Genomic DNA, 15,090 nt, shown 5'->3' with positions numbered 1-15,090 from the left:
ACTTCTCCTTTTTTATTGTCACCTCCAAAGGGATATAATTCCCCGAGGTTTACCTCAAAATTTAATTTAATTGTCCTATAGATACCTCTTGGGTTTGCCTTAATTTTACTAATTAATATCAAATCGAACTCCTAATGAAATATTTCTTGTATCAGTATCTTTAAATAATAGATTTAAATCATATTTAGCATATAACCCAATTCCTTGGTAAGCAACATAAGCACTTAATCCGTAGTTATATTTATTCATATTAAAATTATTCTTCTGAACTTCTTCAACCGTAACTCCTTGCGCATTTTTGTATTCTAAATATTGGCGAGTTCCTAATTTAAAACCAAAGAAACCTCCTACTCCCACACGTAATCCTTTATTTGTTCTATCGACAACTTCTCCATCAGAATACTTTTTGTTTTTTGAAAAATCAAATTCTAAATGCATAGGAAATGACATTTGTACATGACGTAACCTACTTTCAGAAAGTTGCTCTAGATGAACATTCAAACTCGTTTCTTCTCCATTTACAACATGATATTGATTATTTTCAGCTCTTAAATTATTCCACAGAAAAGATAAACCATATTTAAAATATGTTCTTGATGGTTCTTTCGATAAACGTGTTTTCCATGTAAAACCTAACTCATAAAAGTGCGATTGCCAAAACTTATAGTCTGAATCGTTTAAAGAACTTAACTTATTATTTGTTAATGTATTATTTACGCCTAAAGCAAAAACAAACTGTGTTGTGGTCCTTTTTTTTCTTCTTTTCTTTTCTTTTTCTATGTCATCTTTAGAAAAATCTAATTTAAACTTAGCTCCTGCTATACTAAAAGTACTTTCGTTTGAATTTTCTTCACTACTAAATATTTTACCATCAATTTTGTCTTGGACAAGTTGTTGTAGTTTTTGTTCTTGAAAACTAACTTTTTTCTCTATTTTAGCTGCGTGATAAACCGCTGCTTCTTTTTTTAAAGCTGTTGCTTCATCAAACGATATTGTATTCTTTTCTAATTTTGCATTAATCTCTTTTATTTTAACCTTTAAAGAGTCTTTTTGCTGCTTAGTAATACTATCAATACTCATTGAAATTTTCTTGACTTCTTTTTCAAATACTTTTTCTTGAGATTGGGCAATAGTTGTTACAAACAACACTAACAATAGTATTCTTTTCATTTTGATAATTTTAAATTGATAATAATTTGGAATGGTTAATTATCGATAATTAAATAAGCGCTTTTATTTATTTCTCTCTACAATTGCTACAGCAATATCGGATATTCTTGATTTTAGTTTTTGCATAAAGTTTCCCTTAAACTCTTCATCATCAATCGTTCTTTCAACTTCTGCTAAAATAGTATTAGGATCTATTTTTAAGTTAGACTTTTTTAGTTCGTCTTCAATAGTTTTTAACACATCTTCTCTCTTTACTTTATGCTTTGCATAGTATTCTTTAACCTCTTCAGAACTATGTGTTACTGCAAATAGCAAATCGTCACTATTTACTTTTACTCTTGAATTAGATTCTTTCTTTTTTGTTTCTATTGGCTTATCCAATTTTCCTACTACTACTTCTTCTTTTGGTAGTTCTTCTTTTTGGATGTTTTTAAAGACTTTATCTTCTTCTTTTAAGGTAGAACTTTTAATTACAGTAATCTTTTTCTTCTTCTTTAATTGTTTTTCTTGTTGATTTTCTTCTGTCTGCACTACAGCTTCATCTGTATTTCTAAGGAACTTTTCTATGCCTTTATTATTAATTTTCAGTGCATCAATTGGAGTATCAACTATAACATCTTCAATTGGTGTTTTTGACTCTGAATCTGTAAAATAGAAGGCTACAAAGCTTATTAACAAAGTAAAACCTGCTGCATACCCTACATATAAAAACCAGCTCCTTTTTTTTGTTACTTCTCGACTATCTAAACGAGTCTCTAACCTTTCCCATGCTGAATTAGATGGTTTTAGTTCTCTGTTTTTAAGCTTTTCAGCTATATGCTTATCAATATTATTGCTTGACATTTCTTACTTTATTAATTTTCTCGTAACTAGCTTGTAAACATTTACGAGCTTTAAATAATTGTGACTTTGAGGTACTTTCAGAAATCTGTAATTTTTCTGCGATCTCTGAATGTTTATATCCTTCAATAGCATATAAATTAAACACTAATTTATACCCCTCAGGTAACTCATCTATTAATCTTTGAATATCTTCTACCGAGGTATTTTCAAGGTTTACTGTTGCAGCTTCATTAAAAACAAAATCTTCATCCGATACTTGAACAGGGTTCTTTTTTCGTAAATAACTTATACAGGTATTTACCATGATTCTACGAATCCAACCTTCAAAACTCCCCATTTCTTTAAACTTCTCAATATTCGTAAAAACTTTAAAAAAGCCCTGTAACATTAAATCTTCTGCATGATGTAAATCTTTTACATACTGCCTGCAAACTCCTAACATTTTTGGAGAATGTTGCTCAAATATTTGTTGCTGAGCTTCTCTACTTTGTTTTTTTGCTTGTTTTATAAGCGAAGCTTCTTTGTTATGTAATAAAATAATTTTCAAATCAATAGTTACGTTTTTTATAGCCTTACAAATATAAAGACTACCGAACTTGAAAAAAGGTTGCCTGAAGAATAAAAAAACCTCCGAACTTGTTATAAGACCGGAGGTTCAAATACCATAATTAAATGATATTTCAGGGGGACTAGCTCTTTTTGTTGTCTCCTCTGAATTATGTGGCAAAGTTATGCTATATCAACAAATATATTTACAGGAAAAAACCTAGATATACATTAAAAATTCATTTAAAAACATTTTCTTACAAAACTTGCCCAATATAATTCTTTGTACTACTTTTATTATAAACCTAATGAGTAAAAGAGTTTTTATTATATGAATTATAATGCAACGATAGAGGAAGAAAACAAAGAAATAGCAAATAGGTATAAAAACTTATTAAAAGGTACATATCAAACGTTATCAGAAAATGATAAAAAATTGATACGTAAAGCTTTTGATATTGCTGTAGAAGCACATTCTGAACAACGTAGGAAATCAGGTGAACCTTATATTTACCATCCTATTTCTGTGGCAAAAATCGTTGCTGATGAAATAGGTTTGGGAGCCACTTCTATTGCTTCTGCCCTACTTCATGATGTTGTGGAAGACACCCACTATACAATTGATGATATGGAACGCTTGTTTGGTGAAAAAATTGCTCGTATTGTTAGCGGACTCACTAAAATTTCTAATTTAAAAAAGGATCAAGATTTCTCTATACAAGCAGAGAATTTTAGAAAAATGTTACTGACCCTGAATGATGATGTCCGAGTAATACTGATTAAAATAGCTGATAGGTTACACAATATGCAAACTATGGACTCTATGCCACCTCACAAGCAGGTAAAAATAGCATCTGAAACCTTGTATATCTACGCGCCATTAGCTCATCGTTTAGGACTTTATAACATAAAAACTGAGTTGGAAGACCTAGGGTTAAAATATACCGAACCCGATGTTTATAAGGATATTTTAATTAAAATTAAAGATAGTAAAGAAGATCAACAAAAATATATTGATAGCTTTACTAGTGTTTTAAATGAAGCCTTAAATAAAGAAGGCTTTAATTATGAAATAAAAGGACGTTTTAAATCTATTTTTTCTATCCGTAGAAAAATGCGTAAGCAAAACGTAACTTTTGATGAAGTGTACGATAAGTTTGCGATTCGTATTATTTACAAACCTACTTCTGACGATGAAAAGTTCGATGCATGGAAAATATACTCTATAGTTACTGATTTTTTCAAACCAAATCCTGCCAGATTAAGAGATTGGATTTCACAACCAAAATCAACAGGATATGAAGCATTACACATAACAGTAATTGGACCTCAAGCTAAATGGGTTGAAGTTCAAATTCGTTCTGAAAGAATGGATGAAATTGCTGAAAAAGGTTATGCTGCCCACTTTAAATACAAGCAAGGCTCTGTAAAAGAAAATGGTTTAGAAGGGTGGTTAAATCGTTTAAAAGAAAGTTTAGAAAACCATAGTTTAGATGCAGTAGATTTTGTTGAAGACTTTAAATTGAACCTTTATGCTAAAGAAATTTATGTATTTACTCCAAAAGGAGACCTAAAATCACTTCCTAAAGGAGCTTCAGCATTAGATTTTGCCTTTTCTGTACATACCGACGTTGGATTAAAGTGTCGTGGAGCAAAAGTAAACGGAAAACTGGTTCCGTTGAGTTACGAGTTAAAAAGTGGAGATCAGGTAGAAGTACTTACTGCATCTAACAACAAGCCTAATGTACGTTGGCTAGATTTTGTTATTACAGCCAGGGCACGTGCTAAAATAAAATCAGCTTTAAAAGCAGAAGAAAAGAAAATAGCAGAAGAAGGAAAAGCTATTTTACAACGAAAACTACGTCACTTAAAGATTAATTCTAATGAAAAAGTAATTCATGAATTAGCCAGCTATTTCGGATTAAAAACTAGCTTTGATTTATTTTATCGAATAGGTAATGGAGCTATAGACAACACCCAGCTTAAAGATTTTGTTGCCCAGAGAAGTAACCGTATTATGGGCTTTATTAAAAGTACATTTAAACGTTCTCCTTCAAAAGAAATATCCGAAAAAGAAGAGGTTACTAATAAATATGATGCCTTAGTTTTTGGTAAAGAAGAACAAACATTAGATTATACTTTAGCTAAATGCTGTTCCCCTATTCCTGGCGATAAAGTTTTTGGTTTTGTAACTATTAACGAAGGAATTAAGGTACATAAAAACGATTGTCCTAATGCTATTTCGCTACAGTCAAACTATGCTTACAGAATTATGCCTGCGAAGTGGATTGATTCTACTAAGCAAGAGTTTACAGTTATTTTACACCTTTCTGGTATTGATAATAAAGGAATTGTTAACAACATTACCAAAATAATTTCTAATAGTATGGATGTGTTTATTCATAGTATAAATATTTCTGGAGATAATGGTGTGTTTGAAGGAAAGCTATCGTTAAGTGTAAAAAATAAAACCCAACTTGATAAATTAATTAATAACATGAAACAAGTAGAAGGCCTTCAAAAAGTTGAGCGTGTTAATACTTTGTAAATTTCGTTTTTAACATCCTTGTATTTTATCAAGAAATAAACGTAAATTTGTCCTTTCGTAAAATTTAAAAATAAATGAGTAATTCAGCCGAAAATCAAGAAATTGTAAAAAAAGTATTCACTTCTTTTTTAGAAGAGAATAAACATCGTAAAACACCAGAACGTTACGCTATTTTACAAGAGATTTACGATGCTGAAGAACATTTTGACATCGAATCTTTATACATTAAGATGAAAAATAAAAACTATCGTGTTAGTAGAGCTACACTTTACAATACGATAGATTTATTGTTAGACTGTGGTTTGGTTCGTAAACATCAATTTGAAGGGCAATCAATGGCGCGCTACGAAAAAAGTTACTTCGATAAAAACCACGATCATGTAATACTTACAGATAGTGGCGAAGTAAAAGAATTTTGCGATCCTCGAATTCAAATTATCAAAAAAACAATTGAAGATGTTTTTGATATAGATATTCATAACCACTCACTTTATTTCTACGGAACAAAAAGAAACAACAAATAAAAACACACTTAACAACACACTAAATGGCAGTAGATTTATTACTCGGACTACAATGGGGAGACGAGGGAAAAGGTAAGATTGTAGACGTTTTAACAAAAAACTACGATATAATTGCACGTTTTCAAGGAGGTCCAAATGCTGGTCACACGCTAATTTTTGACGGAAATAAGCATGTATTACATACTATTCCATCTGGAATTTTTCATAAAACAGCTTTAAATGTAGTAGGTAACGGAGTGGTTATTGACCCTGTTATCTTTCAAAAAGAATTAGAGAATTTAGATACGCATAATATTGATTATACTTCTAAATTATTAATTTCTCGAAAAGCGCACTTAATTTTACCAACGCACCGATTATTAGACGCAGCTTCTGAAACTTCAAAAGGAAAAGCTAAAATCGGATCTACATTAAAAGGAATTGGACCAACATACATGGACAAAACTGGTAGAAATGGAATGCGTGTGGGTGATTTAGAATTAGACAACTGGAAAGAAAAATATAGAGCTTTAACTGAAAAGCACTTAAGTATGTTAGCATACTTTGATGTTCAAATCGATTATGATTTAGACGAGTTAGAAGCTGAATTTTCTAGAGGAATTGAAAAATTAAAAACATTACAGTTTATTGATTCTGAAGAATTTTTAAACAGCGCTATTAAAGAAGGGAAAACTATTTTAGCTGAAGGAGCTCAAGGATCGTTATTAGATATCGATTTTGGAACATACCCTTTCGTAACTTCTTCAAATACCACTGCTGCCGGTGCATGTACTGGTTTAGGAGTTGCCCCTAACAGAATTGGTGAGGTTTTCGGTATTTTTAAAGCATATACTACTCGTGTAGGTTCTGGGCCTTTCCCTACCGAATTATTTGACGAAGACGGAGCTACTATGGCAGAAGTTGGTCATGAATTTGGAGCTACAACTGGACGTGCTCGTCGTTGTGGATGGTTAGATTTAGTTGCGTTAAAATATGCTGTTGATGTAAACGGTGTTACACAATTAATGATGATGAAAGGTGATGTTTTATCTGGTTTTGACACTTTAAAAGTTTGTACTTCTTACAATTACAAAGGTGAAGAAATTTCTCATTTACCTTATAATATTGAACCAGAAAACGTAAGTGTAAACTATACTGAATTCAAAGGTTGGGAAGATGATTTAACAAAAATGAATTCTTCTGATGAATTACCTCAAAACTTATTAGATTACATCTCGTTTATTGAAAAAGAAACGGGTGTACCTGTAAAAATAGTTTCAGTAGGACCTGATAGAAAACAAACAATTAATAGATAAGAATTTAAAGGAGCTCAATTGAGCTCCTTTTTTATGATGATAAAAGAATATTTAGAAAATATCACTACTCAATTTAAATCATATAAAGAAGTAGCTGATAAAACGATTGCCCAACTAGGAGAAAAAGACGTACACTGGAAATACAATGAAGAAAGCAATAGTATAGCTGCTATTGTTGTGCATGTTTCAGAAAATATGTTGTCGCGTTGGACAGATTTTTTTACTTCTGATGGAGAAAAAGAATGGAGAGATAGAGATGCTGAGTTTGAAACTCATGATTTATCAAAAAAAGAATTGATAGCTCAATGGGAAATAGGATGGGATTCTCTTTTTTCAGCGTTAGATTCATTAAATGAAGAAAACTTCAATCAACCTATACTTATAAGAAATAAACAAGTTAAGTTAATTGAAAGCATTACAAGGCAAATAGCTCATTACCCTTATCACATTGGTCAAATAGCCTATATTGGTAAAATGATTTTAAATGACAAATGGCAAGCGGCTTCGATTGCCAAAGGAAAGTCTAAAGAGTTTATACAGACTCAATTTGACAAAAACAAATAAAAAAAACGTCTTTTAGAAATTTCTAAAAGACGTTTTTAATTAGGAAATATATGGCAGCTAATTTTTTACTGTTTCCAAAATACTTGCTACTGTTTCTTTGTTATCTACCCCCAAACCTTCTTGTTGATGCACTAACTCTCCTTCTGGGTTAAATACACTTATAATATTTGAGTGTGAAAAATCTAATGGAGAAATTTGTTTGTACTTTACTGCTAATACATTTGCAAACTCTCTAACAGATTCTTCTGTTCCTTGTAAAAAAGTCCAATGCTCACCATCCATATAGTTCTCTTTTGCAAATACTTTTAACCTTTTTGGAGTGTCATTTTTAGGATCAATACTAATTAAAACGTATTGTAAATTGTCGTTATACTCTTTTGGTATCTTTGATTCAATATTACGCATATCAGCAACCAATCTTGGGCAAGCAGCTTTGCAGGTTGTGTAAATCATTACCATTACCAAAGTTTTCCCTCTTAAATCTTCTAAATGAATACTTTCATTCTCCTCTGTTTTCCAAACGGACGTTAAATTAAATATAGAACTTTCAGAAATATCAGTAGCTAACTCTTTAACCTCTTTTTGATTCTTTTGTGTTAAATCCATTTTACAAACTGGACAACTTCCTTCTTCAGCATACGTTTTATCACCTTCACAAAGCATAGGACATTCATATGCTGTTAGGTTTGTATTATTTTTTTCTCTCTTACAAGAACTTAATAGCGTAATTGAAAAAAAAAGTATCATTATATATTTTACTACTTTCATTGTTCTGTATTTTTATCTTTTACACATCTAAAACCTAAGTTTCGCATCGTGTACCTAGCTTTTAGACTTCCTCGAGTAGCATAGCGCATAAAAGCTGCATAATTCATTAAATCTGTCGACCCAATTGCTGCACTACCGCAGAATAAATTACTATCATTATCAACATCTTTTCGAGATTCTCCTGATACCAATACCGAATTAAAATCGGAAGTCCATTCCCAAACTAAACCATGCATATCATAAACTCCCCAATAATTTTTAAATGTTGACCCTATAACATCATTAAAAGTTCTAGGTTTTTCATACCATCCTAAAATGTACTCATTGTATGTTTTTAAGGTTCTTGCATCTGCTAATTTTTGATTAGCCATTCCTACATATTCCCATTCATCAACTGTAGGCAAACGTTTTCCTTTGTTTTCACAGTAACATTTGGCAGCGAACCATGAAACATTGGTAACTGGTGATTTTAATTTAAGCTTACCTCCTATTTCAATATCATTTTCCCAATTAATAAGGTAGCTTTTATCTGCAAACAGCTTAATTACTTTAGATTTTCTCCACTTCGGATTTTCTTTTACAAACTGTAAAAAATCTTCATTCGTTACAGGGTATACATCTATTAAAAACTCTTGAATAGTTACTCTTGCTGAATCCCTTCCATACAAAGGAATATAATCACCTCCTTTAATAGGAACCATTTTAGATTGACAATTCATATGGGAAATGCCTAAGAAAAATATACAAATTGTCAATCTTAAAATAGTTTTCATTTCTTTTAATTTAAATTTTAACTACGTTTTTAGTGAGCGCTTTTTACTTCTAGTACAGCATTTACACTAACATTGGTTTTATTATTACCCCAAGAATTGTAAACATAAGTAAGAACATCTGCTACTTCTTGATTGTTTAAAGCTTGTTTGGTCATTACACTATTATACTTTTGACCATTTACTGTTATTTCTCCTGTTTTACCGTGTAAAACAATATCAATAGCTCTCTTAACGTCAGCATTTAAATAATCTGATTTTGCTAAAGGAGGAAATGCATTTGGAATTCCTTCTCCGTTCGCTTGGTGACATGCAAAGCAAGTTTTTGTATAAATTTGTTTTCCGTCTGCTATTTTCTGTGCTAATGATTTATCTTGTGGCTTTACTACAACCTCTTCTTCTTTACCATTAGGCATTTCTTGAATAGTACCTCCTTCAGGATTGTAAATTCCCTCTTGTTTTACTCCTGAATAAATTTTCTTTTTCTCTTCACCTTTTACTTTCAACATTCCTAAAGCTCCTTTGTTAAAAGCTCTAAAAATAGCATGATCTACTAAAATAAACGTACCTGGAACATCTACTTTAAAGTCCACAATAGCAGCTCCACCTGCTGGTATTGATGTTGTTTGTACATTTTTATTAATTACAGAACCCCCTTCAACATGAACATTGTCAAAAATTTCACCAATTACGTGAAAAGACGACGTTAAATTAGGTCCACCATTACCAACAAATAAACGTACTGTTTCTCCTACATTAGCAGTAATTGCATTATCTCCAGTTAAAGCTCCTACGCTTCCGTTAAACACTACATAATCGGCATCTTCTTTTACTGCTTTTCTCATATCAAAAGCCTGTAAACCTGGTTCTCCATTCTCTCCCTTTGTATAGAAATCACCTTGCATAATGTAGTATTCTTTGTCTACTTTTGGTAATCCTCCTTCTGGTTCCACTAAAATTAAACCATACATTCCGTTAGCAATATGCATTCCTACAGGCGCAGTAGCACAGTGATACACATATAACCCTGGATTTAAGGCTTTAAATGAAAATGTTTTTTCATGACCAGGAGCTACAAATGAAGAAGTTGCTCCCCCACCTGGACCTGTTACTGCATGTAAATCAATATTATGAGGTAATCTATTATCTGGGTGATTTGATAGTGTAAATTCTACTTCATCTCCTACTCTAGTTCTTATAAAACTCCCTGGAACAGAGCCTCCAAACGTCCAATACACATACTCTACACCATCTGTCATAGTTCCTTCTTTTTCAAGAATTTCCATGTTTACTAATAACTTTTTAGCTGTTCTGTTGCCTACAGGTGCTGGAACATGAGGTGGAGCAGTTAACTCAGCTTCTATAGTTCCTTTAATTGCTATACCTGAAGCATCTTTCATGGCTAAGCCTTCAGGTTTTTCATTTTTACAGCTTGTTATTAAACACATAGCTGCTAAAATCATTGAAATTGTTTTCACTTGTTTCATTTCTCTCTATTGATGTAGTTATTAATACCTTTAATAAAAGACTTTTTTATCTTTTATTAAACAAAACTACTAACAGAAAAGCTTATGAAATATGATTTTTATCATGAAAACAAAAAAGGAGCTTTTAGCCCCTTTTTAATTATTTATCTTTTAAAATTTCTTCACCAAATTGGCTACACAGCTCCAAGGTTTCATTAATATCTCCCATTGTCGTTTTAGGGTTAATCAAACACATTCTAAGCACTACCTGTTTATTCAATATAGTAGTTACTAAAAACGCTTCTCTAGAGTCCATTATCTTTTGAGAAATTTTCTGATTTAATTTATCAATTTCTTTTTCTGATAAATTCAACCCGATAGGGTTATACCTAAAATTGATTACTGCTAAGGTTGCAGGAGAAATAATTTCCCAGTCTCTACTCTTGCGTAACATTTTCTCTACATCATCAGCTAATTGAATGTTGTAAGTTACAGCTTCTTTAAAAGCATTTAATCCATATGTTTTAATAGACATATAAAACTTTAGTGCTCTAAAACGTCTTGTTAACTGAATTCCATAATCGTAAAAGTTAATCTCAGATTCATTTCCTTCAATATCACGTAAATATTCAGGTTTTTCACTAAAAGTGCCACTTAACCAAGAAGCATCTTTTACTAATAAACATCCAATTTCATAAGGTTGATAAAACCATTTATGCGGATCTACAGTAAGTGAATCAGCACGTTCAATTCCACGCAAAGCTTTTGCTCCTTTTTTTGATAAAATAGCTGCTCCACCATATGCCCCATCAATATGGAACCATAAATTTTCTTCTTCACAAATATCTGCTATTTCATCTAAAGGGTCTACAGTACCAGTATTTGTAGTTCCTGCAGAAGCGATATAACAAAACGGTTGTAAACCTTCTAATCGATCTTTTGCGATAGCATTTTTTAGTTTGTTAATACTAATTCTAAACTCTAAATCAGTTGGTAAAACTCTAATTTGCTCTTTTTTAAATCCTAAAACACGAATTGCTTTAATATTTGAAGAGTGTGCCTGATCTGACAAATAAATTACGGCTTTAGAAAAATCGTCTCCACATTTTAAGCGTCTAGCAGTAACCAAAGCTGTTAAATTTGCCATAGAACCACCACTGGTAAAAATCCCTCCTCCTTTTTCTATAGGAAAATTGTACATTTTTAATAACCAGTTCATTGTAACAATTTCTAACTCTGCTGCTGCAGGAGAAACCATCCATCCACCAGAAAAAATATTGAATCCTGTTGCTAAGCTATCTGCCATGGTACTAATGAAGTTACTCGGTCCAGGTACAAATGAATACGCTTTAGGATGCGAAACAACAGTACTATTAGGTATTACATTGTCCATCACAAAATCTAACACCTTTTCGGCTGGCATACCATCATTTGGAGCTTCTTGTAAGAAAATACTGTCCATTTCTTTTCTAGAGGCACTGGCTACAGGCTTTTTTTGCTCTAACGTAGCCCAATGTTCTGCAATTATATCAACAATTTTATATCCGTAAGATTTCATCTCTTCTTTTGATAAATCAAAATGAGCGCTCATATCTTTATAATTTTTTAATTTGTTACAAAATTAACCATTTACTAAGTGACAACCTTTTATTTATCTTGATAATTTTATTTCTTTATTAAGATTTTGGCATATTCTTTTCATTATTTTTGTGCATTAAATCGTATTATTTTGAAAAAACTATTTCTACTAATTTTTATATTATTCTCTGTTGTAAGTTTTTCTCAAACAAAAAAAATAAAAATACTTTCTACTGAAATAAGTACTGCTGATGAAAGTAAATACCCAGGAGCTACCTTATTAATAGGGAAAGTTAAAATGTCTCACGAAGGAGCTACTTTAGATTGTAAAAGAGCGTTACTTTATAAAAACAAAAATTTATTTAAAGCTATTGGAGAAGTTATTATCGAACAAGGAGATAGTATTATTCAATATAGTGATTTTGCTACCTATAACGGAAACACTAAAAAAGCTAAATCTTGGGGAAATGTAGAAATAAACGATAAAGAAATGACGCTAAAAACAGATACGCTTCATTTTGATAGAATTAATCAAATATTATATTATCCCAACGGAGGAACTATTCGCGATACTAAAAACACCTTAAAAAGTGAAAAAGGAACCTATCTTTTAAGAGAAAAAAAGTTCACTGCAAAATCTAAAGTAACAGTTGTTAATCCAGAAAACCATTTAGAGTCTGACCATTTAGACTATTATACCAATACTAACTTAGCCTACTTATACGGGCCAAGTACCATTACTAATTTAAAAGATAGTACAAAAGTATATTCTGAAAGAGGTTTTTACGACACAAATACCGATATTTCTTATTTTGTAAAACGCGCAAAATTGTTCTTGAAAGAGCGAACCGTTTCTGCTGATAGCTTGTACTACGATAAACGTAACGGTTTTGCCTCAGCAACCAACAATATAAAAGTAGTTGATACCGTTCAAAATATGGTTGCTAAAGGAAATTATGCTGAGTTATATGAACTCAAAGATTCATTATTTATAATTGATAGAGCCGTTGCTATTTCTGTATTTGAAAAAGATTCTATGCATGTTGCAGGCGATAAAATTTTATTAACCGGTAAACCTGAAAAACGAATTGCTAGAATTTTTAACAATGTAAAAATATTCAAGTCCGATTTACAGGGTAAATGTGACTCCATTCATACTAGTCAAGAAACAGGGTTAACCAGAATGTTTAACAGACCTATTCTGTGGTCTAATAATAGCCAAATAACAGGTGACAGTATTCAGTTAGTATCTAATAAAGAAACAAACAAACTTGACTCTTTAAAAGTATTACAAAATGGTTTTATGATTCAACAAGACTCCGTTCATACAGAAAACTTTAATCAAATTAAAGGAAGGAATATTTATGGAAAGTTTGAAAAAGGAGAATTAAGAACAATGTTAGTTAAGGGTAATGCTGAATCTTTATACTACAGTAATAACGAAAAAACACAAGAATTAGAAACTATCACAAAAGAAATTGCAAGTGATATTGAGTTTATTTTAGAAGATGGAGAAATAACACAAACTAAATACTTTAAAAAATCTGAAGGAAAAACTTTTCCTCCTTCTGAATTCCCTTCAGATGAGAAAAAATTTAAAGGCTTTTTATGGAGAGGAGATGAACAGCCCCTAACTGTTGAAGATATTTTTTTGAAAGACGCTACTTCTACCGTTCCTTCAAAAAGAAAAAAACAACCTGATGTTGTTAAAGAAGCTAGGGAACAGTTTATCGAAGAAACTTCAAAAAACAAGAAAGAACAACAAAATCCAAATCTTAAAAAGTTAAAATAGTTCCTGTGAAAGACGATTTTTTTAAATACCAAGGTCAAACCACACCTCACCCATTAGCTATTGAAATTTCACACGCCAAAGGAAGTTATATTTATGATAGCAACGGAAAAGCGATGTTAGACTTTGTTGCAGGAGTTTCTGCAAATAGTTTAGGACATAACCACCCTAGGATAAATGAAGCTATAAAAAATCAATTGGAACAATATACCCATGTAATGGTGTATGGAGAGTTTATCCAAAAACCACAATTAGAATTGTGTAAAACTTTAGCTGCTACCTTACCTCCTAACCTATCATCTGTTTACCTAGTAAATTCAGGTACCGAAGCGACTGAAGGAGCTCTAAAATTAGCCAAACGTTTTACAGGCAGAAGTGAAGTTATTGCGGCTAAAAATGCGTATCATGGAAATACACAAGGTGCTATGAGTGTTTGTGGAGCAGAACAACAAAATCGTGCTTTTCGTCCGTTAATTCCAGGAAGTAAGTTTATTGAATACAACAACGAGCTAGATTTAGAAAAAATCACTACCAATACAGCGGGTATTATCCTTGAAACTATTCAAGGTGGTGCAGGATTTATTGAACCTAAAAATAATTATTTAACAAAAGTAAAACAACGTTGTGAAGAAGTTGGCGCCTTGTTAATTTTAGATGAAATTCAATCAGGAGTTGGACGTACAGGGAAATTTTGGGGGTTTGAAAATTACAATGTTACCCCAGATATTATTATTACAGGTAAAGGATTAGGTGGCGGAATGCCTATCGGAGCTTTTATTGCTTCTTTTGAAATAATGGATTGTTTAAAAGAACACCCGAAATTAGGGCATATTACCACGTTTGGCGGTCATCCTGTTATTGCGAGTGCTGGTTTAGCTACGGTGCAAGAAATTATTGCTACTAACCTAATGGATGAAGCCTTACGAAAAGAAAAAATTATTCGAGATACCTTTAAAAATCATCCTGTTGTTAAAGAAATTAGAGGAAAAGGATTAATGCTTGCTTTATTAGTAGATACTCCTGAAGCTGCCTCACAAGTAATTTTAAACTGTTTAGACAAAGGGCTAATTTTATTCTGGTTACTTTTTGAAGGAAGAGCAATTCGTATTACGCCTCCACTAACTATTTCTGACGAGGAAATAGAAAAAGGATGTGATCTTATTGTAAGTGAGTTGGACAAATTGTAGTTCACCAACAATTCAACACCCTAAAATTATTAATATGTAAGA

Annotated in this window: 13 protein-coding genes; 6 read left to right on the top strand and 7 right to left on the bottom strand. The window is 31.7% G+C overall.

Going from position 1 to position 15,090, the window contains the following annotated elements:
• Window positions 1-108: 108 nt before the first annotated feature.
• From C7448_RS11885 to C7448_RS11875, 3 genes are all read right to left on the bottom strand, one after another.
• A complete protein-coding gene (locus C7448_RS11885; RefSeq protein ID WP_115901606.1) occupies window positions 109-1,170 on the bottom strand; it encodes a hypothetical protein in 1,062 nt (353 codons plus the stop codon).
• A gap of 63 nt (window positions 1,171-1,233) precedes the next feature.
• Entirely contained in the window at window positions 1,234-2,013 is a 780-nt protein-coding gene (locus C7448_RS11880; protein WP_115901605.1) for a hypothetical protein, read from the bottom strand.
• Window positions 2,000-2,560: an RNA polymerase sigma factor gene (locus C7448_RS11875; RefSeq protein WP_115901604.1), complete on the bottom strand. Its 561-nt coding sequence runs from the start codon at window positions 2,558-2,560 to the stop codon at window positions 2,000-2,002. The genes C7448_RS11880 and C7448_RS11875 overlap by 14 nt, the downstream gene beginning before the upstream one ends.
• 330 nt (window positions 2,561-2,890) lie before the next feature.
• Here C7448_RS11875 and C7448_RS11870 point away from each other — a divergent pair, with 330 nt between their 5' ends.
• From C7448_RS11870 to C7448_RS11855, 4 genes are all read left to right on the top strand, one after another.
• A complete protein-coding gene (locus C7448_RS11870; protein ID WP_115901603.1) occupies window positions 2,891-5,107 on the top strand; it encodes a RelA/SpoT family protein in 2,217 nt (738 codons plus the stop codon).
• A gap of 74 nt (window positions 5,108-5,181) precedes the next feature.
• The gene (locus tag C7448_RS11865) at window positions 5,182-5,631 is read left to right on the top strand and encodes a Fur family transcriptional regulator (protein ID WP_115901602.1); all 450 of its coding nucleotides are present in this window, start codon (window positions 5,182-5,184) and stop codon (window positions 5,629-5,631) included.
• A 23-nt stretch (window positions 5,632-5,654) separates the two neighbouring features.
• Window positions 5,655-6,926: an adenylosuccinate synthase gene (locus C7448_RS11860; RefSeq protein ID WP_115901601.1), complete on the top strand. Its 1,272-nt coding sequence runs from the start codon at window positions 5,655-5,657 to the stop codon at window positions 6,924-6,926.
• A 33-nt stretch (window positions 6,927-6,959) separates the two neighbouring features.
• Window positions 6,960-7,490: a DUF1572 family protein gene (locus C7448_RS11855; RefSeq protein ID WP_245939478.1), complete on the top strand. Its 531-nt coding sequence runs from the start codon at window positions 6,960-6,962 to the stop codon at window positions 7,488-7,490.
• 57 nt (window positions 7,491-7,547) lie between these two features.
• On the opposite strand, the gene C7448_RS11850 is transcribed toward C7448_RS11855, so the two are convergent.
• The 4 genes from C7448_RS11850 to C7448_RS11835 form a co-directional block, all read right to left on the bottom strand.
• Window positions 7,548-8,153: an SCO family protein gene (locus C7448_RS11850; protein ID WP_115901678.1), complete on the bottom strand. Its 606-nt coding sequence runs from the start codon at window positions 8,151-8,153 to the stop codon at window positions 7,548-7,550.
• Window positions 8,154-8,254: 101 nt separating this feature from the next.
• Complete coding sequence (locus C7448_RS11845) at window positions 8,255-8,977, bottom strand: formylglycine-generating enzyme family protein (RefSeq protein ID WP_245939477.1); 723 nt, start codon at window positions 8,975-8,977, stop codon at window positions 8,255-8,257.
• A gap of 83 nt (window positions 8,978-9,060) precedes the next feature.
• Window positions 9,061-10,515 (bottom strand): copper-containing nitrite reductase, encoded by a 1,455-nt coding sequence (gene nirK, locus C7448_RS11840; protein WP_115901598.1) that lies wholly within the window; start codon window positions 10,513-10,515, stop codon window positions 9,061-9,063.
• Between the two features lie 139 nt (window positions 10,516-10,654).
• Entirely contained in the window at window positions 10,655-12,085 is a 1,431-nt protein-coding gene (locus tag C7448_RS11835; RefSeq protein WP_115901597.1) for a pyridoxal phosphate-dependent decarboxylase family protein, read from the bottom strand.
• Window positions 12,086-12,223: 138 nt separating this feature from the next.
• Between C7448_RS11835 and C7448_RS11830 the strand changes: the two genes are divergently transcribed.
• Window positions 12,224-13,864: an OstA-like protein gene (locus tag C7448_RS11830; protein WP_115901596.1), complete on the top strand. Its 1,641-nt coding sequence runs from the start codon at window positions 12,224-12,226 to the stop codon at window positions 13,862-13,864.
• Between the two features lie 5 nt (window positions 13,865-13,869).
• Window positions 13,870-15,048, top strand: a complete 1,179-nt coding sequence (locus C7448_RS11825) for an aspartate aminotransferase family protein (RefSeq protein WP_115901595.1) — start codon at window positions 13,870-13,872, stop codon at window positions 15,046-15,048.
• The last annotated feature ends 42 nt before the right edge of the window (window positions 15,049-15,090 follow it).

The organism is Tenacibaculum gallaicum, from assembly GCF_003387615.1.
GTDB classification, from domain to species: Bacteria; Bacteroidota; Bacteroidia; order Flavobacteriales; family Flavobacteriaceae; genus Polaribacter; species Polaribacter gallaicus.
Note: the sequence above shows the minus strand (reverse complement) of the source record. Positions and strands in the feature narration are given on the sequence as shown.